Source organism: Acinetobacter sp. WC-743, assembly GCF_000335555.1.
GTDB classification, from domain to species: domain Bacteria; phylum Pseudomonadota; class Gammaproteobacteria; order Pseudomonadales; family Moraxellaceae; genus Acinetobacter; species Acinetobacter bereziniae.
In genome coordinates this window covers 1-22,717 of record NZ_AMFQ01000074.1, presented here as the reverse complement: position 1 = coordinate 22,717, position 22,717 = coordinate 1, and the positions used below count along the sequence as shown (strand labels likewise).

General features: G+C 37.1%; 19 protein-coding genes and 1 pseudogene. 9 read left to right on the top strand and 11 right to left on the bottom strand.

Translation table 11 applies throughout. The features are described 5' to 3' along the window. The first annotated feature begins 6 nt into the window (after window positions 1–6). The gene (gene pstB, locus ACINWC743_RS09625) at window positions 7–918 is read left to right on the top strand and encodes a phosphate ABC transporter ATP-binding protein PstB (RefSeq protein WP_004824538.1); all 912 of its coding nucleotides are present in this window, start codon (window positions 7–9) and stop codon (window positions 916–918) included. Between the two features lie 359 nt (window positions 919–1,277). Here pstB and ACINWC743_RS09620 read toward each other — a convergent pair whose 3' ends face one another. Then, complete coding sequence (locus ACINWC743_RS09620; protein ID WP_009585284.1) at window positions 1,278–2,624, bottom strand: dicarboxylate/amino acid:cation symporter; 1,347 nt, start codon at window positions 2,622–2,624, stop codon at window positions 1,278–1,280. Window positions 2,625–3,284: 660 nt separating this feature from the next. Here ACINWC743_RS09620 and sohB point away from each other — a divergent pair. The 3 genes from sohB to ACINWC743_RS09605 all read left to right on the top strand — a co-directional run bounded on the left by sohB (window position 3,285) and on the right by ACINWC743_RS09605 (window position 6,550). Further along, window positions 3,285–4,256, top strand: a complete 972-nt coding sequence (gene sohB / locus ACINWC743_RS09615; protein WP_257790589.1) for a protease SohB — start codon at window positions 3,285–3,287, stop codon at window positions 4,254–4,256. Window positions 4,257–4,814: 558 nt separating this feature from the next. Next, window positions 4,815–5,957, top strand: coding sequence for an acyl-CoA dehydrogenase family protein (locus tag ACINWC743_RS09610; RefSeq protein ID WP_005032291.1), 1,143 nt, complete (start codon window positions 4,815–4,817; stop codon window positions 5,955–5,957). Between the two features lie 287 nt (window positions 5,958–6,244). After that, on the top strand, window positions 6,245–6,550 hold the full coding sequence (locus ACINWC743_RS09605; RefSeq protein WP_009585283.1) for a DUF1905 domain-containing protein: 306 nt from the start codon (window positions 6,245–6,247) through the stop codon (window positions 6,548–6,550). Window positions 6,551–6,638: 88 nt separating this feature from the next. On the opposite strand, the gene ACINWC743_RS09600 is transcribed toward ACINWC743_RS09605, so the two are convergent. Continuing rightward, window positions 6,639–7,157, bottom strand: a complete 519-nt coding sequence (locus ACINWC743_RS09600) for a DJ-1/PfpI/YhbO family deglycase/protease (RefSeq protein ID WP_004824527.1) — start codon at window positions 7,155–7,157, stop codon at window positions 6,639–6,641. A gap of 252 nt (window positions 7,158–7,409) precedes the next feature. Between ACINWC743_RS09600 and pheA the strand changes: the two genes are divergently transcribed. The 4 genes from pheA to ACINWC743_RS09580 all read left to right on the top strand — a co-directional run bounded on the left by pheA (window position 7,410) and on the right by ACINWC743_RS09580 (window position 11,935). Further along, window positions 7,410–8,516 (top strand): prephenate dehydratase, encoded by a 1,107-nt coding sequence (pheA, locus tag ACINWC743_RS09595; protein ID WP_004824524.1) that lies wholly within the window; start codon window positions 7,410–7,412, stop codon window positions 8,514–8,516. 32 nt (window positions 8,517–8,548) lie between these two features. Then, entirely contained in the window at window positions 8,549–10,795 is a 2,247-nt protein-coding gene (locus ACINWC743_RS09590; RefSeq protein ID WP_009585285.1) for a bifunctional prephenate dehydrogenase/3-phosphoshikimate 1-carboxyvinyltransferase, read from the top strand. 134 nt (window positions 10,796–10,929) lie between these two features. Then, a complete protein-coding gene (locus tag ACINWC743_RS09585) occupies window positions 10,930–11,310 on the top strand; it encodes a hypothetical protein (protein ID WP_004824521.1) in 381 nt (126 codons plus the stop codon). A 40-nt stretch (window positions 11,311–11,350) separates the two neighbouring features. Next, window positions 11,351–11,935, top strand: a complete 585-nt coding sequence (locus ACINWC743_RS09580; RefSeq protein ID WP_009585273.1) for a GAD-like domain-containing protein — start codon at window positions 11,351–11,353, stop codon at window positions 11,933–11,935. A gap of 77 nt (window positions 11,936–12,012) precedes the next feature. Here ACINWC743_RS09580 and ACINWC743_RS09575 read toward each other — a convergent pair whose 3' ends face one another. From ACINWC743_RS09575 to ACINWC743_RS09545, 9 genes are all read right to left on the bottom strand, one after another. Further along, window positions 12,013–12,456, bottom strand: coding sequence for a DUF2147 domain-containing protein (locus ACINWC743_RS09575; protein ID WP_004824518.1), 444 nt, complete (start codon window positions 12,454–12,456; stop codon window positions 12,013–12,015). A 196-nt stretch (window positions 12,457–12,652) separates the two neighbouring features. Further along, complete coding sequence (gene rtcA, locus ACINWC743_RS09570) at window positions 12,653–13,684, bottom strand: RNA 3'-terminal phosphate cyclase (protein WP_035300871.1); 1,032 nt, start codon at window positions 13,682–13,684, stop codon at window positions 12,653–12,655. Window positions 13,685–13,786: 102 nt separating this feature from the next. Then, entirely contained in the window at window positions 13,787–13,870 is an 84-nt protein-coding gene (locus tag ACINWC743_RS24830) for a hypothetical protein (RefSeq protein ID WP_227510902.1), read from the bottom strand. 551 nt (window positions 13,871–14,421) lie between these two features. After that, window positions 14,422–14,883, bottom strand: coding sequence for a DIP1984 family protein (locus ACINWC743_RS09565; protein ID WP_009585269.1), 462 nt, complete (start codon window positions 14,881–14,883; stop codon window positions 14,422–14,424). 18 nt (window positions 14,884–14,901) lie between these two features. Continuing rightward, on the bottom strand, window positions 14,902–15,024 hold the full coding sequence (locus ACINWC743_RS25085) for a hypothetical protein (RefSeq protein WP_009585281.1): 123 nt from the start codon (window positions 15,022–15,024) through the stop codon (window positions 14,902–14,904). 4 nt (window positions 15,025–15,028) lie between these two features. Then, complete coding sequence (locus tag ACINWC743_RS09560) at window positions 15,029–16,288, bottom strand: RtcB family protein (RefSeq protein ID WP_009585272.1); 1,260 nt, start codon at window positions 16,286–16,288, stop codon at window positions 15,029–15,031. A 723-nt stretch (window positions 16,289–17,011) separates the two neighbouring features. Continuing rightward, window positions 17,012–17,293, bottom strand: a complete 282-nt coding sequence (locus tag ACINWC743_RS09555; RefSeq protein WP_035300868.1) for a hypothetical protein — start codon at window positions 17,291–17,293, stop codon at window positions 17,012–17,014. Between the two features lie 942 nt (window positions 17,294–18,235). Then, on the bottom strand, window positions 18,236–19,867 hold the full coding sequence (locus ACINWC743_RS09550; RefSeq protein ID WP_009585266.1) for a TROVE domain-containing protein: 1,632 nt from the start codon (window positions 19,865–19,867) through the stop codon (window positions 18,236–18,238). Between the two features lie 989 nt (window positions 19,868–20,856). After that, the gene (locus ACINWC743_RS09545; RefSeq protein ID WP_009585278.1) at window positions 20,857–21,813 is read right to left on the bottom strand and encodes a ribonuclease Z; all 957 of its coding nucleotides are present in this window, start codon (window positions 21,811–21,813) and stop codon (window positions 20,857–20,859) included. A gap of 238 nt (window positions 21,814–22,051) precedes the next feature. Here ACINWC743_RS09545 and ACINWC743_RS09540 point away from each other — a divergent pair. Next, window positions 22,052–22,717, top strand: a pseudogene (locus ACINWC743_RS09540) (IS5 family transposase); the annotation flags it as partial.

Below are 22,717 nucleotides of genomic sequence, written 5' to 3'. Positions count from 1 at the left end.
GAATAGATGAATACTGTAGAAACTAAAAATTCCTTAAAACAGGATACAACCGTGAATTCTGAACAATCTCAATTTACATCCACTGAGCATCAACAAAAGCAAGCAAATACATCTTTTGTCTCTCAGTTTGAATCTTCAACACCGAAGAAAGAAAAAAATACGACAGTCAAACTTAGTGCTGAAGATGTACATGTTTACTATGGTGAATCAGAAGCGATTAAAGGTATTGATCTTCAAGTTTATGAAAATGAAGTGATTGCATTTATTGGTCCATCAGGTTGTGGTAAATCAACATTTTTACGTACTTTGAATCGTATGAATGATACGATTGATAGCTGTCGTGTGACGGGTAAAGTCCGTTTAGATAACCAAGATATCTATGACCCAAATCTTGATGTGGTGCTGTTACGTGCACAAGTCGGTATGGTTTTCCAAAAGCCAAATCCATTTCCGAAATCAATTTTTGATAATGTTGCTTATGGTCCAAAACTACACGGTTTGGCAAAAGATAAGTACGATTTAGAGGAAATTGTTGAAAACAGTTTGCGTAAAGCAGGTCTGTGGGATGAGGTTAAAGATCGACTAAGCCAACCGGGTACGGGTCTTTCTGGTGGTCAACAACAACGTTTGTGTATCGCACGTACCATAGCTGTAAGCCCTGAAGTCATTTTAATGGACGAGCCGTGCTCAGCTTTGGACCCAATTGCAACTGCAAAAGTTGAAGAGCTGATTTCTGAACTTTCTACTCAATACACCATTGCAATCGTGACCCACTCAATGCAACAGGCAGCGCGTGTATCTGATCGAACTGCATACTTCCACTTGGGTGATTTGATTGAAGTGAATTCCACAGAGAAAGTATTTACACAACCAGATCATCAATTGACTGAAGCTTATATTACAGGTCGTTTTGGTTAAGTTTAGCGAAGTATTAAAATGAAAGAGCCGAAAGGCTCTTTTTTATATTTAAAAAATATTGTTTTGATCCGCAGATGAATAATCAATACCTATTAAATAATGCTGTGAAATAGATCAATCCTGACTGTTTGAGTAAGGAAATAAATCAATCTAATTGGCATGAATGATCATCATTTAATGAAAAAGGAATATTTTTATTTAGTACACCGACTGATTTCAAAATCAGATGAGTATATTGGGGGGAGATGTATGATTTAAGCATCTGTATCGGTGCAGTTTAATCGAATCAATTGTGTGGTCATTAGATTTAGATCAATAAAAAAAGAGCCTGATGGCTCTTTTTTATACTCAATTTTTAACTAGTCCATTGGGTCTTCACGATGTTGTTCTACTGCTTTTTCATCATAATGTGACTTTGGTGGATGAGCGAATGCGGCAGCCAATTTATCTTTGTCTAATGCATTGTCCCAACGCGCTACAACGATTGTTGCGCAAGCATTACCGACTAAATTGGTTAGTGCGCGACACTCTGACATAAAGCGGTCAATACCAAGGATTAAAGCCATACCCGCAACAGGCACAGCAGGAACGACAGAAAGTGTTGCAGCCAAAGTAATAAAACCTGCGCCAGTTACACCAGCAGCACCTTTAGAGCTGAGCATTGCTACAAGTAACAAAAGAATTTGATCTTGAATGCTCAAATCAATATTACATGCCTGTGCGATAAATAGGGCAGCCATCGTCATATAGATATTGGTACCATCCAGATTGAATGAGTAACCTGTTGGAACTACGAGTCCTACCACAGATTTTTCACAACCAGCTTTTTCCATTTTACGCATTAACGATGGAAGTGCTGCTTCAGAAGAACTCGTTCCAAGCACCAGCCACAATTCATCTTTGATATAACGAATCAGGTCTGTAATTCTAAATCCATTATAGCGTGCAACAGCACCTAAAATAACCAGAATAAACAACAATGCAGTAATGTAGAAAGTCATGATTAAAAGTAAAAGATTACCAATACTTTCAATACCATATTTACCAATTGTAAATGCCATAGCACCGAATGCACCAATCGGAGCAAATTTCATCAGCATTCCCACCAAGTGAAATACTGGTGCTGTTAAGTTATTTAAAAAATCAACAATAGGCTGACCTTTTTCACCCACCGCAGCAAGAGACAAACCAAATAGTACAGCAACAAAAAGGACTTGCAGAATGTCACCACTGGTTAGCGGGCTAAGGATGGTGGTAGGAAGGATATTCATTAAGAAATCAACGATAGACGCATCGTGTGCTTTCTCAGCGTATTCAGCCACTTTGTCTGATTTTAATGTTGTTGGATCAATATTTAAACCATGTCCAGGTTGAATAATATTGGCAACAATCATACCGACAATTAATGCCAGTGTAGAAAATGTTATGAAGTAAAGCATCGCTTTACCAGTAACACGACCTACTGTTCCCATATGTTTCATGCCTGAAATTCCTGTGACCACTGTCAGAAAAATTACCGGCGCAATAATCATTTTAACCAATTTGATGAAGGCATCACCTAAAGGTTTTAAACTCGCACCAATATCAGGCCAAAAGTGCCCTAAAAGGATACCAAGTACGATTGCAAAAATGACTTGAACATACAGGATTTGATAAAACTTTTGCTTTTTAGGTGGTAGGTGTTCATCGTGTGAAGAGATATCCATACTCATTCCTTATCCTTGATGTTGATAAAATTCAACATTTCCTAAAGAAATGATTATTAAAAAACCATAAAATTAAAAAATGTGATTCTCGTTTTAACGTGTTGATTTTAAATAAATAAATTAAAATAACAAATATGTTATTTAGATAAAAAAATGTGATAAATATCAAATTATCAATAAATTAAATACCTAGTATTTTATTTTTGTATGATGTAGTTGGAAAAATCATGTCTATGTTTTTTTTGTGAATTTGTCCTACAAAGATTGGCATAAGGTTATATAAAAAGCATTGAAAGCTGTTTTGTATCATTGATGACTATATTTTTATGAATTAATCATCATTTATTTAGACGTAAAAACGATTAATAAAAAGTGGATTATTTTAAGTAAAAGTATCGTTAATCTTGGAGGTAGTTAATTTTTTATAAAAAAAATATATACGTTTTATAACTAAAATTTTGGATTGCTGATCTGCGTTAAACAAATTGGAAAACATCTATAATTTTTACACCTGTATTTTAAACCTGAATCGGTGTTAGCAAAACAATAAGTGGCTCGTAAAGTGACTAGAGATTTGTCGAATTTTTCAAAATATGTATTGAAATTTATTCAATCCGTCCGCATCTTAATGGAAAAGCATTTATCCAGATATTCGAGATTATAAATTCTATGTTATTTCATTTACCTAAAGTTCCCGCAGAAATTCGTATTAGTCATTTAAATGCACGAATTAATGAACAAAGAAAAAGAATTGCTCAATCAACTGCATCTAAACTTGAGCTTTTGCAGTTGACACAACAATTGGTCAAAGAAGCACGTGTACGTAAAAAGCATAATCAAAAAATCTATGTTTTAGATTTTAAAGGTGATGTTCAAGCGTCTGCTGTAGAGAACTTACGTGAAGAAATTACCTTGATTTTAGCAACAGCAAAAGCTGGGCGAGATCGAGTAATCGTGCGTTTAGAAAGCCCAGGTGGAATGGTGCATGGTTATGGCTTGGCAGCAGCACAATTGGTTCGTTTACGTGATGCTGGTTTTCACTTGACTATTTGTGTGGACAAAGTTGCTGCTAGTGGCGGTTATATGATGGCGTGTATTGCCAGTGAAATTGTTTCTGCGCCATTTGCTGTAGTGGGTTCGATTGGTGTGGTTGCGCAAGTGCCTAACTTTAATCGACTGTTAAAAGAGCACCATGTTGATTTTGAACTATATACCGCAGGGCAGTTTAAACGTACCGTGACAATGTTTGGTGAAAATACACCTGAAGGCAAAGCTAAATTTGAAGAAGAACTACAACAAACCCATCAATTATTTAAACATTTTGTTGAAAAATATCGTCCGCAATTGAATGTGGAAAAAGTAGCCACAGGCGAGCATTGGTATGGTGAAGATGCACGTGATTTGAACTTGGTCGATAAGTTACAGACTTCGGATGAATATTTACTGAGTTTGCTCCCACAACACGATGTTTATGTGATTCAAACACGTCGTAAACCGACATTGGGTGAGAAACTTGGTTTACAAGCAGCGCAAATGGCAGATGCCTTAATTCCATCCCTTGTTGGGAAATTATTCAATGAAGTGACTAAATTGAATTCTTCACTCCCGATGCTGAGAGACAATAAGTTCTGATGAGTTTGTTTTAATCTATAGTCAATCTGTTGAAAAATTCATACAGTAGAATATCATTTCTGTTGATCAATAAAATTAAAGCGATCAATATATTGTTTGATGATATAAAGCTAGCAATGCCACGCTTTAGCTCTAAAGTTTAAATTGTTTTGCGTAGGTGATACTTTACTTTTCAGAGATGAAAAGTAACAAAAATCTTCCGTTGAGCGAGGGGTACATCCTAATACCCCCGCTCAACATGGCGACATCCATGTCGCCTCGTGATAGCAAGACTGTTTATGATTCAAAAGTACAAAATAAATGAATCATCCAAATCTATTGTATGAATAATCAGGCGGTTTGACTATAAGCAAATGATCGAAATCTCGATATATCACCAAAGAGCAGTTGGTTTCAACCAATTGCTCTTTTTTTATAACAAAGTCTTATAAAGCAGCTTTATGGATTGGCAAAAGTGCCAAAAAAAAATGACCTCATGCGATCATGACAAGCTTAAAAAAAATGATTAGGATGCTATACATCATAAAATCAAAAACTCAGGTTGAAAGGAATATAAATATGTTGGCATATGATGCAGATTTAGAACTTTTTCGTGATAACTTCAAACGCTTTATGGCAGAACATGTTGCTCCATTTTATGAGCAATGGGAAAAAGAAGGCTTGATGCCACGATCAGTGTGGTCATTATTGGGGGAAAATGGCTATCTTTGTGTCGATGTTCCTGAGCAATATGGCGGTTATGGTGTCCCAACGGAATACTCGTTGATGTTGGTTGAAGAGTCGGCGCGTGCAGGTTATGGTGCATTATCTACAGCAATCTCGTGTCACTCTGAAATCGCAGCGCCTTATATTTTGCATATTGCCAATGAAGAACAGAAACAATACTGGTTGCCTAAAATGGTCGCTGGTGAGGTCGTCGGTGCTATTGGGATGACTGAACCTGGTGCAGGTTCGGACTTACAGGGTATGCGCAGTAGTGCTATTTTGAATGGTGATCATTATTTATTGAATGGTTCAAAAACCTTCATTTCAAATGGTCAACATGCTGATTTGGTTGTGTTGGCAGCAAAAACAGATCCACAAGCTCGTGCCAAAGGTGTTTCATTGTTATTGGTCGATACTCACTTGGATGGTTTTAAAAAGGGAACCAATCTCGATAAAATTGGGTTGCACTCTCAAGATACTTCGGAATTATTCTTTGATAATGTGAAAGTTCCTGCCAACCAGTTATTGGGCAATGCTGGTCAAGGCTTTGCTTATTTGATGCAAGAACTTCCTCGTGAACGTACTGCAATTGCTGCAACAGCATTGGGTGCGATTCGTGGAGCAATTGATGTAACGACTCAATATGTGCAAGAGCGCCAAGCATTTGGTCAGAAAATTGGTAGTTTTCAAAATACTCGATTTGTTTTAGCACAAGCTAAAATTGACGAATTGGCAACTGCAGCATTTTATAATCAGAATTTAGCATTATATAAAGAAAATAAATTGGATGTTGAAACTGCGGCGGCGTTGAAAAGTTTCAGTACGGATATGCAAATGAAAATTATCGATAGTTTGCTGCAACTCTTTGGTGGTTATGGCTATATGACGGAATATCCAATTTCTCGTTTCTTTGTAGATGCCCGTATTCAACGTATTTATGGAGGAACAAATGAGATTATGAAAGAAATCGTCGCTCGTGGAATCATCGGTCGTTAATTTTTTTAAGAAAAATGAATATCTAAACTGTTCATGCTTTTTAGGGAGCATGTGCAGTTTTTATTTTTGTGATCCAGACTTGAAGTGGTTTAAATTAAACGATTAAAAATAAGAATTTTATAAAAGTAGTTCTGCCTCAAACAGTTACGGATGTGTTTTTGAGTATGATATTTTATCAAGAATTTTATATCGAATTTAGGATCAGCTAATCATATTGATTGTTCTTAGAGGGGTGTAAAAGGAATACATATAATCATGAGGAAAGTTTAAATTTTAGAGAAAATTAAATGATTGACAATGAAATACAATTTTCAGTTGAATCCACAGTTCAGCGTTATTCTGGTGCTGGTGGCTGGCACTATGTGATTATTCCTAAACAACAAGCCATGGAAATAAAAAACTATCTACTTCAAAGGCAAAGTTGGGGTCTTATATCTGTTACTGTGACAGTAGGGCAAAGAGTATGGAAAACTTCAATATTTCCAGACAAGCAATCAGAAGGTTATTTGCTCCCACTTAAAGCAGAAATTCGTAACAAAGAAAAAATCTACTTAGGCGACAGAATTTTATTCTCAATTGCTTTATCTGTTTAATCAATAACAAGAAATTATCAGGTTAAATTTGAATATAAAGCTTAAAATATATCTTTGGTTTAATGCTGAATCGTGAATAAAAATTCAATCAAACCCTCAATACATTTAAGCATTCATCGATAAAAATGGGCAGTTCATAAGTCGAACGTGAAGAAATATAAAGATTATTGTCGTTCACAACTTCACGATCAAAAATAACCGCGCCCGCATCTTTTAATTCTTTGATCAATTCATCAATCGAGGTCAAACGACGACCAATTGCAATCTGTGCGTCGATCAAGAGTTGAGGGCTGTAACAACACAGAAAAATCGGTTTTTGTGCATTGGCAAAACTGCGGAGAAAATCAATGAAACGCGGATCTTTCTTTAAATGATAAGGTGATTGCCCGCCTGGAATCATTAAGGCATCAAAATCTTTAACTGAAATATCATCAATCCCTAAATCTATACTGACGGAAGATTTACGTTGTTGGCTATAGACAATGTTGCCTGCGGATTTTTCTATATTTCGAACAGAATGACTTGCGGCACGAAAAGCTTCTACGGGATGATGATATTCCGTATCTTCGAAATCATGGGTGATGAGAACAGCGATTTTTTTATTCATTTTCTTTGTCTCGAAATCCGCTTTTAATTTTAATCATAGTGGGCAATGCTTAAAATTCCATAGCTACTTTGTAAGTAATGGATAGCGGAGTTTACTCATACATTGCTGATATTTTATTCAAAGTGGTGGCAATAACGGAATCATCGATAAAAGCGTTATTGCTCAACAAATTTAACTGAACTATTGTTATACTGTTTTGGGTCTAAAACTTAGACTTTTCGTAATTCTTGACTTTCAAAGGGCGATATAACAATGATCAACGATGATCAAAAAACGACTTCTCTAGATCTTGCTCAAATCCGTGAAGATATTGATTCTGTAGATCAACAAATTCAACAACTCATCAATCGCCGTGCAAAACTGGCGGAAGCAGTTGCTAAAGCAAAATTTGCATCAGAAGAGAATCCGTTGTTTTATCGTCCAGAACGTGAGGCACAAGTTTTACGTAAAGTTATGGAGCGTAATGAAGGACCCTTGTCAGATCAAACAATGGCTCGTTTATTCCGTGAAATTATGTCGGCATGCTTAGCACTTGAAGCACCACAAAGTATTGCATTCTTGGGTCCAGTCGGAACGTATACTCACTCAGCAGTCTTAAAACATTTTGGTCAAGATGCTGTGGTTCGCCCATTGCCAACAATAGATGAAGTATTCCGTGAAGTTGAAGCAGGAAGTGCGCACTATGGTTTAGTACCCGTTGAAAACTCATCAGAAGGGGTTGTTAACCATACATTAGATTGTTTTAAAGCATCACATTTGAATGTGATTGGTGAGGTTGAATTACGTATTCATCATCAATTCCTGATTTCATCAAATACACGTAAGGACAGCATTAAACAAATTTATGCGCATCAACAAACCTTAGCACAATGTCGTAAATGGCTTGATGCTCATTATCCAGGTGTGGAGCGTGTTGCCTTAAGTTCTAATGCAGAAGCTGCTCGTCGTATTCGTAATGAATGGCATTCGGCAGCAATTGCATCTGATGTCGCTGCAAGTATTTATGACTTGGAAATCTTGCACGGCAATATTGAAGATAATCCTGAAAATACCACACGTTTCTTGGTGATTGGGCGTGAGAAAGTTCCACAAAGCGGTAATGATAAAACGTCATTGTTAATTTCAGCACATGATCGTGCTGGTGCTTTGTTGGAAATTCTTGCACCATTTGCCAAGCACAATATTAGTCTGACCAGTATTGAAACCCGCCCAGCATTGCCTGAGAAATGGGCATATGTATTCTTCATCGACTTAGAGGGTCATGTGGAACAAGACAATGTTAAAGCTGCGATTGAGGATATACGCCCGTTAGTTAAAGAAGTACGTGTACTGGGTTCTTATCCAATCGCTGTACTTTAAAGTTGTTGTGAAGAGGGTAGTTTAAAATCGTCATGTCACAACCTTTATTTAAAAAAGTTGCTTTTATTGGACTTGGGCTGATTGGCTCAAGTTTGGCGCGTGTGATCGCAGCAGAACATCTTGCAGAAAATGTTGTTGCTGCAACACGTTCAAAAAAAACCTTAGAAGATGCTAAAGCTTTAGGGATTATTTCTGAAGGTTTTAGTGATCCAGTTGATGCAGTTCGAGATGCAGATTTAATTGTTTTGGCTTTGCCTGTTCGTGCAACGCAAAAAATTCTCGAAACAATAAAACCTTATCTATCTGAAAATGCGATTATTACCGATGTAGGCAGTACCAAAGGCAATGTGGTCGAAGCTGCACATGCGGTATATGGTCAGAATATTCCGGTCGGTTTTGTACCCGGACATCCTATTGCTGGTGCTGAACATACGGGTGTTCATGCAGGTAAGGTGGATTTATTTGCCAATCACAAAGTGATTTTAACGCCATTACCGAGTAGTGCGGAATGGGCTGTTGAAAAGCTGATTCAACTTTGGCAGGCAGCTAAAGCTGAAGTGATTTGTATGGATGTTGAAAAGCATGATGAGGTTTTGGCACATACCAGTCATTTACCGCATTTGATGGCATTTAATCTGGTTGAACAGCTTGCAAACCGTGAAGATAATTTAGATATTTTCCGCTATGCAGCCGGTGGATTTCGAGATTTCTCACGTATTGCAGCCAGTGATCCACAAATGTGGCATGACATTTTTTTTGCCAATAAAAAAGCCATACTCAAAGCTGTAGATGGATTTGAAGCGCAACTCGCAACTTTGCGTCAACTGATTGAAGATGAAAATTCACAAGCCTTGATGGGATTGCTTGGTCATGCACAAGCGGCACGCCAACATTTCAATCATATGCTCGCCAATAAACCTTTGATGGAGAACAATAAGGTGACACAACAATTTACCATTTTGCCGGGTGAGAAGACATTTAAGGGTAAATTTACCATACCAGGTGACAAGTCAGTGTCTCATCGTTCCATCATGTTTGGAGCGATTGCTGAAGGAACTACACATGTGACGGGCTTTCTCGAAGGTGAAGATGCTTTAGCAACACTTCAAGCGTTCCGTGATATGGGGGTAAGTATTGAAGGTCCGAAAAATGGTGAAGTGACCATTCATGGTGTGGGAATCAATGGCTTAAAAGCGCCTAAAACAGCGTTGTATATGGGGAACTCGGGCACCTCAATGCGTTTGCTCTCAGGAATGTTGTCTGCACAACAATTTGACTCTGTTATGACGGGTGATGCTTCTTTGTCTAAACGTCCAATGGAGCGTATAGCCAAGCCTTTGCGTGAAATGGGCGCACAGATTCAAACTACGGGCGAACGTGGTACACCGCCTGTTTCTATTACGGGTGCTCAAGCATTGAAAGGAATTCATTACGATTTACCTATGGCTTCTGCACAGGTGAAATCAGGAATTCTGTTGGCGGGTTTATGGGCTGAAGGTGAAACATCTGTTACTGAACCAGAACCAACACGTGACCATACAGAACGTATGTTGCGTGCATTTGGTTATGAAGTAAAAACAGAAGGAAATCGTATTTCACTGCAAGGTGGTGGAAAGTTGGTAGGTACTGAGATTCAAGTTCCTTCAGATATTTCTTCTGCTGCCTTTTTTATGGTGGGTGCTGCGATTACAGAGGGTTCAGATGTTACGCTTGAAGCCGTTGGGATTAACCCAACACGTACAGGTGTGATTGAAATTCTTAAACAAATGGGTGCAGACCTCACTGTTGAAAATGAACGCATCGCTGGCGGTGAGCCGATTGCGGATATTCGTATTCGTGGTACGCGTACATTGAAAGGTATTCATATGCCTGAAGATCAAGTGCCATTGGCGATTGATGAATTTCCATCTTTGTTTATTGCTGCTGCATGTGCTGAAGGGCAAACTGTTCTGACAGGTGCAGCTGAATTAAGAGTCAAAGAATCTGACCGTATTCAAGTGATGGCTGATGGTTTAAAGACTTTAGGTATAGATTGTACGCCTACAGATGATGGCATCATCATCGAAGGAAAAGGTAAGTCAGGAGACTGGTCTGCGATTTTCACTGGTGGTGAAATTGAATCACATCATGATCATCGTATTGCAATGAGTTTCTCAATGGCTGGTTTACGTAATTCTGGTGAGATTAAAATTGTGGGAACTGAAACTGTTGCCACTAGTTTCCCTACATTCACTCAGCTTTCGAATCAGGCTGGACTTGAGATTCAAGTTTCTGAATAAAGCGGAATTGTGTCTCGATAATACTTGTCTAATATTTGTATAATTAATTGAAAACAGCCAAGCAAAAGCTTGGCTGTTTTGTTTATATTGCTTATTCTAAAACCATACAACTATAAAGCCTTTTGGATGAAGCAATGAGAACATTACAATTTACTGCAAACTGCGAAAATCATGTTAAAAGCAATGGTTATGGTCAAAATGCATGCCATGTTACTCAGGCGTATGTAACGGATTTATTGTTAAAACAACTTTCTCAATATGGTTTTAAGGCGGAAACGACATCTTCTCATGAAGATTTGGCAGTGAGTGTGGAAAATCATCCGATAGGTTTAGGTGTGAATTGTCGTTTAAATGATCAAGGTTTGTTGACCTGTGAAATTTCTGCACATGCAGATGAGGAGCAGGTGTGGTTTAAAAAAATAGCCACTCAAAGCATGATTAAGCAATTGGCAAATGCTGTGGAAAATTCTTTAAAACAAGATAATGCCTTTAGTGGTTTTGAGTGGAAAGGCTAAGCTTGAGCCTTGGTTAAGCAATTTAGGTTTGAGAATAACAATGCAATTACAATCATTTATTGATAAGTTTCCTGTAGATCAGGTGGGCAATACAGTCAACATTGAAATTATTAAAAAATATCAATCTTATTTACCAGATGCTTTGCTTGAGCTCTGGCGTGAGCATGGTTTTGGTTTCTATGGGAATGGTCTAATTCAGATCATTGATCCTGAACGTTATCAGGACGTATTGTGGTCATGGTTAATGAAAGATGAACTTGATATGACGCGGTTGCCTATTGCAATATCTGCTTTTGGAATAGTGTTCTACTATCGGCGTCTAAGCGATGCAGGCGATGAAGATATTTCATTTATGGATCCACACAATTCTGATATTGGAGTAACGGTTTGGTCATTGAATGACTTTTTTAATGAATGGTTGTGTGATGATGAAATCATAGAGCAGTTTTTAGAAAAATCAGCGCTGAGCCAAGCACAAGAAAAATATGGAAAATTAGCGCATGATCAAATGTATTGTTATCTGCCTGCACTTCGATTAGGTGGTCGTGCCAGTGATTTGAATTTGGATAAGGGGGATGCTCCCACCCATTTGGATTTTTTATATCAACTTGCTTTAGACAGTTAAATCTAAGTGTTCAGCGTTATTATTGGGGTGAAATAAAAAAGACAGCTTATATAAGCTGTCTTAATGAAAAGGTTAAATTACTCTACACGTAACCAAGTTTGGCTACGACCTACGACTGAAATACCTAAATAACCACGAAGAAATAATTTTTTACCATTCGGGCTGATCTTGCCTTTTAGGCGGTAGATTTTTCCAGAAACAGGATCAATGATTTTTCCATCGGTGTAATTCACATGATCATCTGTTTTTAAGCCAGAGATTACTTGTAAACCAATGATCGGTTTATTGGTATAAGGGGCAGGGCAATTGGTACAAAATTCTTTAGGTGTATAGCCTGGACGTGGTGTTGCTTTTAAAGCTGTTCCTGCATAAGTTCCATTACTTTGTTTTTCGATTTTAACCAAACCTTTGGCTTCGCCTGTTTTGTCGTCAATATAACGCCAAGTCCCTGTGATATCCTCTGCAAAAGCTGAAGATGTAAAAAGCACCATACACATTGCCCCAAATAAAACTTTCTTCATTTCCCTTATCCTTTATTTGAATATTTTAGTTCAATTTAAAAATACATTGATCTAAGGTATTGATTATATAATGGATAGTCATAATAAATATTTACATAATGTGCCAATAAACATGAAAATTAATATGAATTGGCACATTAGGATAAGTGATTAAAAGGGTGGGCAATTTAATGGTTAAGCCATCATAAGGCAAAGATTAAGTCACCACACGGATCTTAAAAATATCGTTTAATGCTTCGATCTGAATATCACAGTCTAAAAATTTTTGAATCATTTCAGCTTGGGTTTTAGTGTGATCGCTCAATACTTGTGCTGTAAATTCACCACCTTTGCCTAAAGCCAAAGGTAATAAAAGTTGGTCGGCTAAATATTCATCAACCACAGCATGTGAGTTCAAATAGGCTTTCACCTCTTTGGCTAAATCATGTGCCACTTTTTCAGCACATTTTTTCTTTTCACCTAAAGCTGAAAAGACTTGCTGATGGTGTTCATAATTTAAGATAACAAATGCAGTGTTGCCTTGGCTGATCCCTTGAAAATTAATACGTTTACGTTGATTTAAACCAAGTTTATTATTCAAGACATCTAACTCTCGATCTGCAATATCTTGTTGGATGTTTAAGGCTGCTGCAAAACCATGTATTTCCAGTAATTTACCCTTGGTTAAAATAGATTGCTCAAGTTTATTGTTCCATGGATGAATGGTGATATTGATTTGACCTGCACCAATCGGAAAAAAGCCAGCGCGTTCGCATTTAAAATCAACTTCTATGCCAAGCTTTTGAATAAAAGGCAGGAAACAATGTTGAATAAAATCTGCTGTGGGTGCCAAAGGGTTATGTGTTCCGCCGTGAATACTCAATTGACTTACTTCTGGTTGCATCATGAGTGCAGGAAGGAGTGTTTGCAAAACCAAAATTGTGCTACCTGCGGAACCGATATGAAAATCATATTTTCCTGGCTGAACCTGTTGAGGTTGAAAATACAATTTTTGTGAATTTAACTCAGCACCTTCAACAATTGCATGACTGATATGTTGAGAAGCTTGCACGCAAACCAAATGCTGACGCATTAAGCCAGGTTTCTTTCGACCTGCACGGATATTGATAAGCTCAAAAGGAATACCTGTTAGCATAGATAGGGAAAGCGCAGTTCTTAAAATTTGCCCGCCGCCTTCGCCCAGTGAGCCATCTATTTGGATGGTTTTATTTTTTACTAATGTGTTCATTTTCTATTTCATCATTTCTTGCTAAATCATTTGGTTTTCGGACATGTTTTATAAAATGTAATTCATTTACACCATATTATGGATCGTTATACTGTGCCTCAGCTAAAGAGATCGCATTCGCTCCACTTTTGAATTTGCATCATTATTTTCTACACAGTCATATTCCCAAAGACAAACGGGACAAATTTCATAGTCAAAATTACCCGAGGCTGATCTCGAGTGTCATGATGACAATAAGAACAGGGGTAATTCATTCAAACTCCAAAAAAAGGTGAACATACTGTCAGTACATGGTAATGCTAGGTGCATTGTGACTTTGCTTTCACAAAGGTTTGCCTTGTTTGTAGTGATGGGTTGATTTGTGCTTATGGTTTTAAGCTAACCCGCTCGCTCATCAAGCCACTACACTATTTTCAATCCTGTGTTGTGGAGGTAGGGGATCTTGCACTCGCCCAGTATGTTCGGGTGATCTCAAATGACGAATCATTTGAGAAAAAGTGAAATATATTGTCAGTACGTGGTAATGCTATTATAAATAGTCACTTTGATTCACAAAGGTTTAAATGATGCTTAGTGATGGATTGATTGGTTCGTTTCCGCCCTAAATCCGCTTCGCTGTCATTACCCAAAAATGATGCTGACTTTTATTTCAATCTATACAGCCTTAGATCTTGTACTCGCCCAATATATTCCAAATCTGATCGGCTAAAGCTGATCAAAGCTTTTAAATGATCGCTTTAAACGTCCAGTAAATCAACTTGCCAGTTTGTGGCTTGTATTAATACATTTAAATCACGTAATTTAGCACTGATATCATCGGATTGTTTTTGCAAGGATGATACTGGAATTACCTTATGCCATTTGATTTCACGTGCACTATAGCGATCTGGTTCACGTTGAGTGTTGCTGATAGCAGACGTTAAAATTTTATGGCGCTCCACAAGCTCATCACGTTGAGTCAGTAAAGCCAATAATGAACGACCATCCGTTAATTTTGCCAAAGCATTGGTTTGATGAATGGCATAAACAAGTTTTTGAGATTCTTGAGTTAATGCAAATACTTGCTTTAATAACTCGTTTGGATCTTCCGATGGCTCATCACCGTCTTGTACCAATACATTTGCATTGATACGTTGTTTCAATGAAGCGAGTTTCTTTTGTTGATCGCTTCGTAATAAGAGTGCTTCTGCAAGTTTCATTTTATTTTTCCTATATCTTTAATTGATATTTAACACCACAATTTCATATAAGGTTTGCTGACGTAATGTATCAACGTGGATTGATTCGGCAAACCTTATAATGTCTTCTAAGCTTTGGTATTTTTCTAATGTGGTCATCATGATACTAACCCTTTACACAAACAACCTGACTTAAAGTGTAAACCACTTCAACCAAATCGCTTTGTGCTTTCATCACATCTTCAATTGGCTTATATGCCGATGGAATCTCATCAATCACGGCTGCATCTTTACGGCATTCTACACCTTGGGTCTGTTCAATCTGATCTTCTACAGTAAACAACTTTTTCGCTGCAGTACGGCTATGTACACGACCAGCACCATGTGAACATGAGCAGAAAGATTCCTGATTTCCCTTACCTTTGACAATAAATGACTTCGCACCCATTGAACCTGGAATAATCCCATACTCACCCAAACGGGCACGTACAGCACCTTTACGTGTTACCAGCACTTCCTGACCAAAGTGTTCCTCTTTATCCACATAATTATGATGACAATTAACCGCCTCAACCTTAGCATTAAAGGGTTTATTTATAATGATACGCAAAGCTTGCACAGCCGCTTCCATCATTAACTCACGGTTTTTCATGGCAAAACGTTGTGCCCATCCAACCGCAAACCAATAATCGTCAAAATGCTCCGTACCTTCTACCAAGTAAGCTAAATCTTTATCAGGCAAGTTAATAAAATGCTTTTGCATATCTTTACGCGCCAGTTCGATAAAGTGATTACCGATTGCATTTCCTACACCGCGAGAGCCTGAGTGTAGCATGATCCACACCTGTTGATGTTCGTCTAAACAGATTTCAACAAAGTGATTCCCAGTTCCCAAAGTACCTAACTGTTTATGGTTATTGGTATTTTTTAAACGTGGATGCTTCGCACAAATGTATTCAAAATCCGCCACTAACTCAGCCCAAGCTTGGTCTACTCGCGCTGTTGGTGTATCCCAAGACCCACGATCTCGGCGACCACGACCTTTGGTCATTCCATGTGGGATCAAGCGTTCAAGCTCGGTACGCAGTGCATGTAAATTATTGGGTAAGTCTGATGCAGTAAGCGAGGTACGTGCTGCCATCATCCCACAACCAATATCTACACCAACAGCAGCGGGAATAATTGCACCTTTGGTTGGAATAACACTCCCAATTGTTGCTCCGATTCCGACATGTACATCTGGCATCACTGCCATCCATTTATAAATAAATGGCATTTGCGCTGTCTTTAATAATTGTTCTTTTGATTTCTCATCGACAGGCACATCTTTGGTCCACATTTTTATAGGGACACCTTTTTTATCCTGAATAATATTATAAGCACGCTCATTGGATGCTTGTTTTTCAATTTGTCCTGATACTGACATAGTCATTGCTTTTATCCTTTGCAAAACCTGCCTGCCAAGCGGTTGCAGGCAGGTGATATTTATATACATCTCATGATGTATGCTCTATATATTGCAGAGAGTGTGCCAACTTTGTTTTTTTTATTGATTTTATTTTATAAGATATTGATATTTAATTAATAAATGTATTTAAATTTTTCTTTAAATACATATTTTAAAAAAAATTATGCAAATTTAAATATTATTTTAGATAGTAATCTATCTATTTTTATATTTTAAATAAAATATAAAACAACCAATGCCTAAACATAATAAGAAAAGTAGGCTAAAACCAATAGAAAAGATCAGGTTTATTTTAGAGCCTTGTAAATATGCAAATAAAGTAGTTGAAAACATTAGGTTATAAATACTACTCAGCAAATATCTTCCACAATGTGGTGCAAATTTAGTGGTAAAATAGCCGAACCAAATTGCAATTGGAAAGATTGATATAATTGAAAAATAATAAATTTTTGAGCAGGTTGGGATGTTCTCTTGATGGAAGCCGCAACCCAAAGTGAGTGAAAGCAAAAAAATGACATAGAAGAAAAATAAAAATACAAAAATGAGTAAAGGGAATAAGAGGAAAGCAAACCAAGCACGCATTGTTATTATTCAGGGTATCTATCATGTGCAGAGTATAGTATGAAATCTAGCTTGGGAGAATTTTTTCTCCCAAGTTGAGTTTGATGAAATCTGTGATTCTTAATATTTGCTCATATCCCATACCGTATGATCATCAGTGGGTTGATAATGTTCTTCGATATGGATTTTTAACCTGAGTGAGAGAGGATCATCTTCTAGGATTTGGCTATGCCCATGTAAAAGTTTCAGTTCGTTTTTTTTACGACTTTTACTTGGCGGTTTTTCATGATAATTCTGGCATTTCTTATACCAGTGGTTGGTTTCTAAATAGTATTTTTTAACTCTTAGTTTCTCTAAAGCAAGATCGAGATTGCTGTCTTTCACGAGGACTTTAATAGACATGTTTTGCGTTTTAAAGACTGACACCTGTCTCTGGTTTTAAATTGAACGATTAAACTAGCAAATCGTCGATCAATTCACAAGCGATATTCTTAAAACACGGGCTTGATGCAGTTTCATCTGTATGAGGTTTACCTACATTCGATAAAACTTTTAGTAAAATAAAATACTTGGATGTGTTATCCGTAACTATCTGAGACAGTATGATCCAAAGAAAGAAAAAAGCGCAGTAAGACTCCGCTAAGAACATTATTTTTCAATCATTTGAAGATGTCGTTAGTTTGAACTTACGTTAAAAAAACGCAATCACAACAAATTTTGATCAGATTTTCGTGAGTCATCACGATCGGGACTTGAACCCTGCGCAAAAGCGTTACCATGTAATCCGATCTGCATTTGTAATTGCTTAATTACAACATGATTCATGATGACCAAGTATACATCAACAAGGAGTTGAGGACGATCGTGGCTCTACCGACTGAGCTACTGTGTGTTGCCACACAGGGTGGTATCGAAACACCGACAAACGAGTAATGTAGTCCTCATTGCATTTGATGTACTTGAATCATTGTTACCGCATTGCATAAACAAAATGTTGAAGACGTTTCGTTGCTCTATCCAGCTGAGCTACTTTTCAATCTTAGCTAAGAATGAAAAGGATGGATTTGAACCATCGACCTACGCATTAAAGATGTAGTCCTCAACGCATTTTATGCATTAAATATTGCCAACAAGTTTTCGATAAAACATCAATTATTCAAAGTAATGTAGTTCTATCTGCATTTGGCAACAGTTTTACTCAGCACAACAACTTTATATAGAAACACTTCATTCTGGAAAAATGTAGTTCCTATGGCATTTGTGCTTTTTATCTAACATCATTGCCTCAAGTTACATCATTTGATGCAGAGACTTGAATACAAGATGTTAAATGAGGGAGCAAACTCAGCTAACATGTGACTGAATTTGCGTTAAGTCTATGTTTTCGATTTCACTTATCCAATGATTTACATGCATTTCATTATTGGCAAAGCTTTCAATCAATTTAAATACGTTATCTGAAAACCCACCAATGTTCATGACATCTTTTTGCTCGGGGAGTTGAGTTGTCGCATAAGGTTGTAAATCAACACATACCAGTTTTGCATCAGGATTAAGTTGTTTTAACTGTTTCCAATAATGCATCATCCCTGTTTGGCGATGCGCTCTTGGGATTTGATCTGCCCAAGATTCATTGTCCGAGAAATAAATCACCATATCGACTTTGGCATTTTCTTTGACCAATAGTGCTAATGGCTTAGAACAATCCGTTCCTCCACCACACATATTGGCAAATTTTTTTGCCAGAGCAAAAATATCAATTTCTAAATTTGGCTGTTTCATCAGATTTTTTCTTTTCAAATATTCTTGCACTTTGCTTAAATTGGATAACTGACGTACTTCAGTATCAAAAGCCATCAAGCGAATATTTGGATTTACATATTTAAATGCACTCGCAAATAATGCTGCTACATCCACACAACGCAATTGTGAGGTTGCTCCCTGACGGTAACCAGTGATGGAACTTGACATCGAACCAGAAACATCAATCGCAATCACAACATTACCTTGGAGTTTAGGTACATTTGAAATTGAACATTGCACCGCAAACTTTAATGCTTTGGCAATTTCAGGTGGCATACCTTCAGCAAGTGCAGACCATGCCATCATCAATTGATAGGGGAATACACGACTTTTTTTAATCGCTTGTTCATCCATCAATTTATCAGCAATGATTTTAGTCATTCCTTTGATTTTGAAGACATCGTGACGTAAGAACGTATTTAAGTTCATACGAAGCATTTGCCAAGAACCATGACAGGCAATTTCTGCCCACTGCTGTGTAGTAAGATTCAGATGGGTTAAAAGTTGCATAGGTACTTTGGGCAATTCTGTGCTTACACCTGATCGAAACTTTTCCAATGCCTGTACTTGGGCAGGGAGGTGTTCAAACTGATATTCTTTACCCAATACATAAGCAAAAAATGCATCTTGTTCAACAGTCTTGGGTTTTGGATGCGTCATTTTTAGTACATCAGCAAGCGAAGGGCTGTTACCAACATTGGCAGCAAGCAATTGTTGAACAGATGCAGAGAGAATCCATTCGTTTACCAGACGTTTTGGTAATGAACCTAAAGACTTACGTCCGATCATTCCTGAACGCATGATTTGTACAAAATTTCTAAGCTGTTTTCCATTATCAATAATTAATGGAAAGATTTGCTTAAAGAGTTCCGTATCTAGCTCAGACAGCAATGCCAATAATACGACAAGTGTATCTTTCATCTGTGCTTTTTGACGTGCATAAATTGCAGTTTTAGCAACAAATGCAGGCTCTACTTCAAGTGCGAGGTTGAGAATATGATCAAGTTGTACTTGTGCATTTTGATAAAAAGTCTGATTCAGCGTACCTGTCGCTGTGAGTTGTGCTAATGCGGCACGAGATTTTAATGTATATGCACGCCCACCAGCTTCATTATATTCAATGGTTTTTGGCTTTGCCTGTTGTTTCGAGGCAAAAATTGTCTTGTTCGCCATGACAGCATCCTCAAGTAAATTTTAATATCTTGATTGTTATATTGCAGAGAGTGTGCCAAGTTTGCTTTTTAAGGTGAAATATATTTTTAAATTTTTGATTTTTATAAGATAAAATTGTTTTATAAAATTTAATTTTCAACTTTTTAATTGTTTAGAACATAAATTTAATATCTTTATTTATATGATTTTATCTTTATTTCTATTTTTCTATAATTAAAAATTAAAGTCTCTAATGTTGTGTAAATAAAAAAAGATAGCCAACACCTATAGAAAAATAGTGGTATCAGCGCAATATATAAATATATAAAAAAGTGGGTCGAAAAGTCCAAATTGCAAAGACTTGAGAAAAAAGTTCATTTTGAGCGGTGTAGCATATTTTCTAAATAGATGATCCAATCAAATCGCCAAGACAAATCATGCGGTAAATAAATATAGTCAAACCGTCTGATTATTCATAAAAGTAATTTGGATGATTTATTTATTTTGTACTTTTGAATCATAAACAGTCTTGCTATCACGAGGCGACATGGATGTCGCCATGTTGAGCGGGGGTATTAGGATGTACCCCTCGCTCAACGGAAGATTTTTGTTACTTTTCATCTCTGAAAAGTAAAGTATCGCCTACGCAAAACAATTTAAACTCTAGAGCTAAAGCGTGGCAGTGCAAGGCTTATATCATCGAACAATATATTCATCGCTTTAATTTTATTGATCAACAGAAATGATATTCTACTGTATGAATTTTTCAACAGATTGACTATGGTTAGTGGCTTTTTTTTACACAACTTGGAATTCTTGATGAATCCTATCTATAGCTGATCAAACCAAGAACAATGATGAAAATAAATAACAAGCTTAATAGAATCCAGAGGATACATAGGAATTCTAAAAAGTTTTTGATCTGAACTATTTATCTTTTATAGGCGGATATTTAAAACGAATATAGCGTTAAAGAAGTCTTGGGAAAATCACTTTCCCCAAGGCTAAAGTTATTTAATAAGCGTGAGTTCGCCGCTCGCACTGAGTGTATAGCGATGGAAATCATCAGCAATATAAAAATGACCATGATAATACTCTGCAATTTCATCATGAATTTTTTGAACACCATCAGCATCGTGATAACGCGCACTGAGATGCGTGGCAATCAAATTCGGTAAGCTCATCATTTGCGCAAATTCTGCGACTATTTTTGCAGAGCTGTGCATTGGACCAGAACCAACTTTATCTAATACCGCTTGTGTGTAGGTGGTTTCATGAATTAACAGCGCCGCATTTTTACAAGCATCTTTCAATAATTCAGGCTGGTCGTTATCTCCACTGACAATTGCAGATACATGCTGTGTATTTTCAATTACAAAATCTTTTCCATGAAGAAGTTGTCCATTCCACTCAATAGTCAGTCCTTGTTGCAAATCGCCCCAAAGCTTACCTTTCGGAATTTCTAATTGAACTAATCGTTGATGATCCAGTTTGCGCTGAAATGATGTTGCTTTAAAAGCATAAGCATAACTAGGTACACGATGATGTAAAGAGTGAACCTCAATCGAAAGTTTTTCATCCAATTCAAAACTGCTATTGAATGTATGGGAGTTAATAAAATGAAGCGGGTAGGGTAGAAACAACTCAGTTAAATGACGAGTTGCTTCCAACCAGTCTTGAATCTCTTTAGGTGCAATGATGGTGATAGGATCTTTACGTCCGTTCATGCCTGCACTTGCGAGCAAGCCCATCAAGCCATAACAATGATCGCCGTGAACATGAGTAATGCAAATTGCTTTTAAGTGCTGTAAGGATAGTTTGGCTTGTTGAACTCTATGCTGTGTTCCTTCACCGGCATCGACAAGAATCCAATCTTTAGTTTTGCCATAATGAATGGCTAAGCCTGAAACATTGCGTGTTAATGTAGGTACACCTGAAGATGTCCCTAAAAAAGTAAACTCTAACATGGGAAATTTATGCCTGTAGTAAAATCTTATCTGTGGTTATTGTTGTGACAAAGCAAGGCAGTTCCATCAAAAGAAGTGTCGAATCAGACAAAGATGGAGGAAAATAAGTAAAAACTTTGTACGTCAGTAGTATAGCATGATCATGTATATGAAAATAAATAGGGTGTGTTGACACTTTTAGATTAAAAAATAGCGAAGTAGTAAAATTAAATCGCCAAACCCAATTTTACTATTCGCTATGCCTCGTACCATGTTAACAGATCAACACTGGCAAAAGTTGAAAGCTATTTTGCGTAATTTATCCATTCATCTCAACTCAAATTTAAGAAATTTTATTGAAGCGATTCTTTATAGGATAAGAACTGGATGTCCTTGGCGTGACATACCCACTTGCTTTGGACAACCGAACTCTATTTTTAAACGTTTTAATCGCTGGTCAAGTAGTGGTAAGTTACTCACTATATTCAAATTATTATCACTGAATACCGATATGGAATGGCTATTCATCGATGGTTCCCATATTCGTGCTCATCAACATTCTGCGGGTATTGCTGATCAGGCAATCTCTAAAAGTGCAGGAGGAAACTCCTCCAAAATACATTTAGTTGTAGATTCAAATGGGAATCCTATTGATTTCATTATTACTGATGGAACACACATGATGTTAAGTCGCACCTGATTTAATTTCAAAACTCATTTAAATGAGGCAGAGATTGTATGTGCAGATAAAGGCTACGATTCAGAGCCATTAAGACAGCAGATTAGAGCAACTGGAACAAAAGCAATATACCTAAAAAACCAATAGCCAATCAAACAATGACCATATGGATTGGTATTTATATAAAATCAGGCACTTAGTAGAAAATATGTTTTGTAGGTTAAAGCAATTTAGAGGGATAGCCAC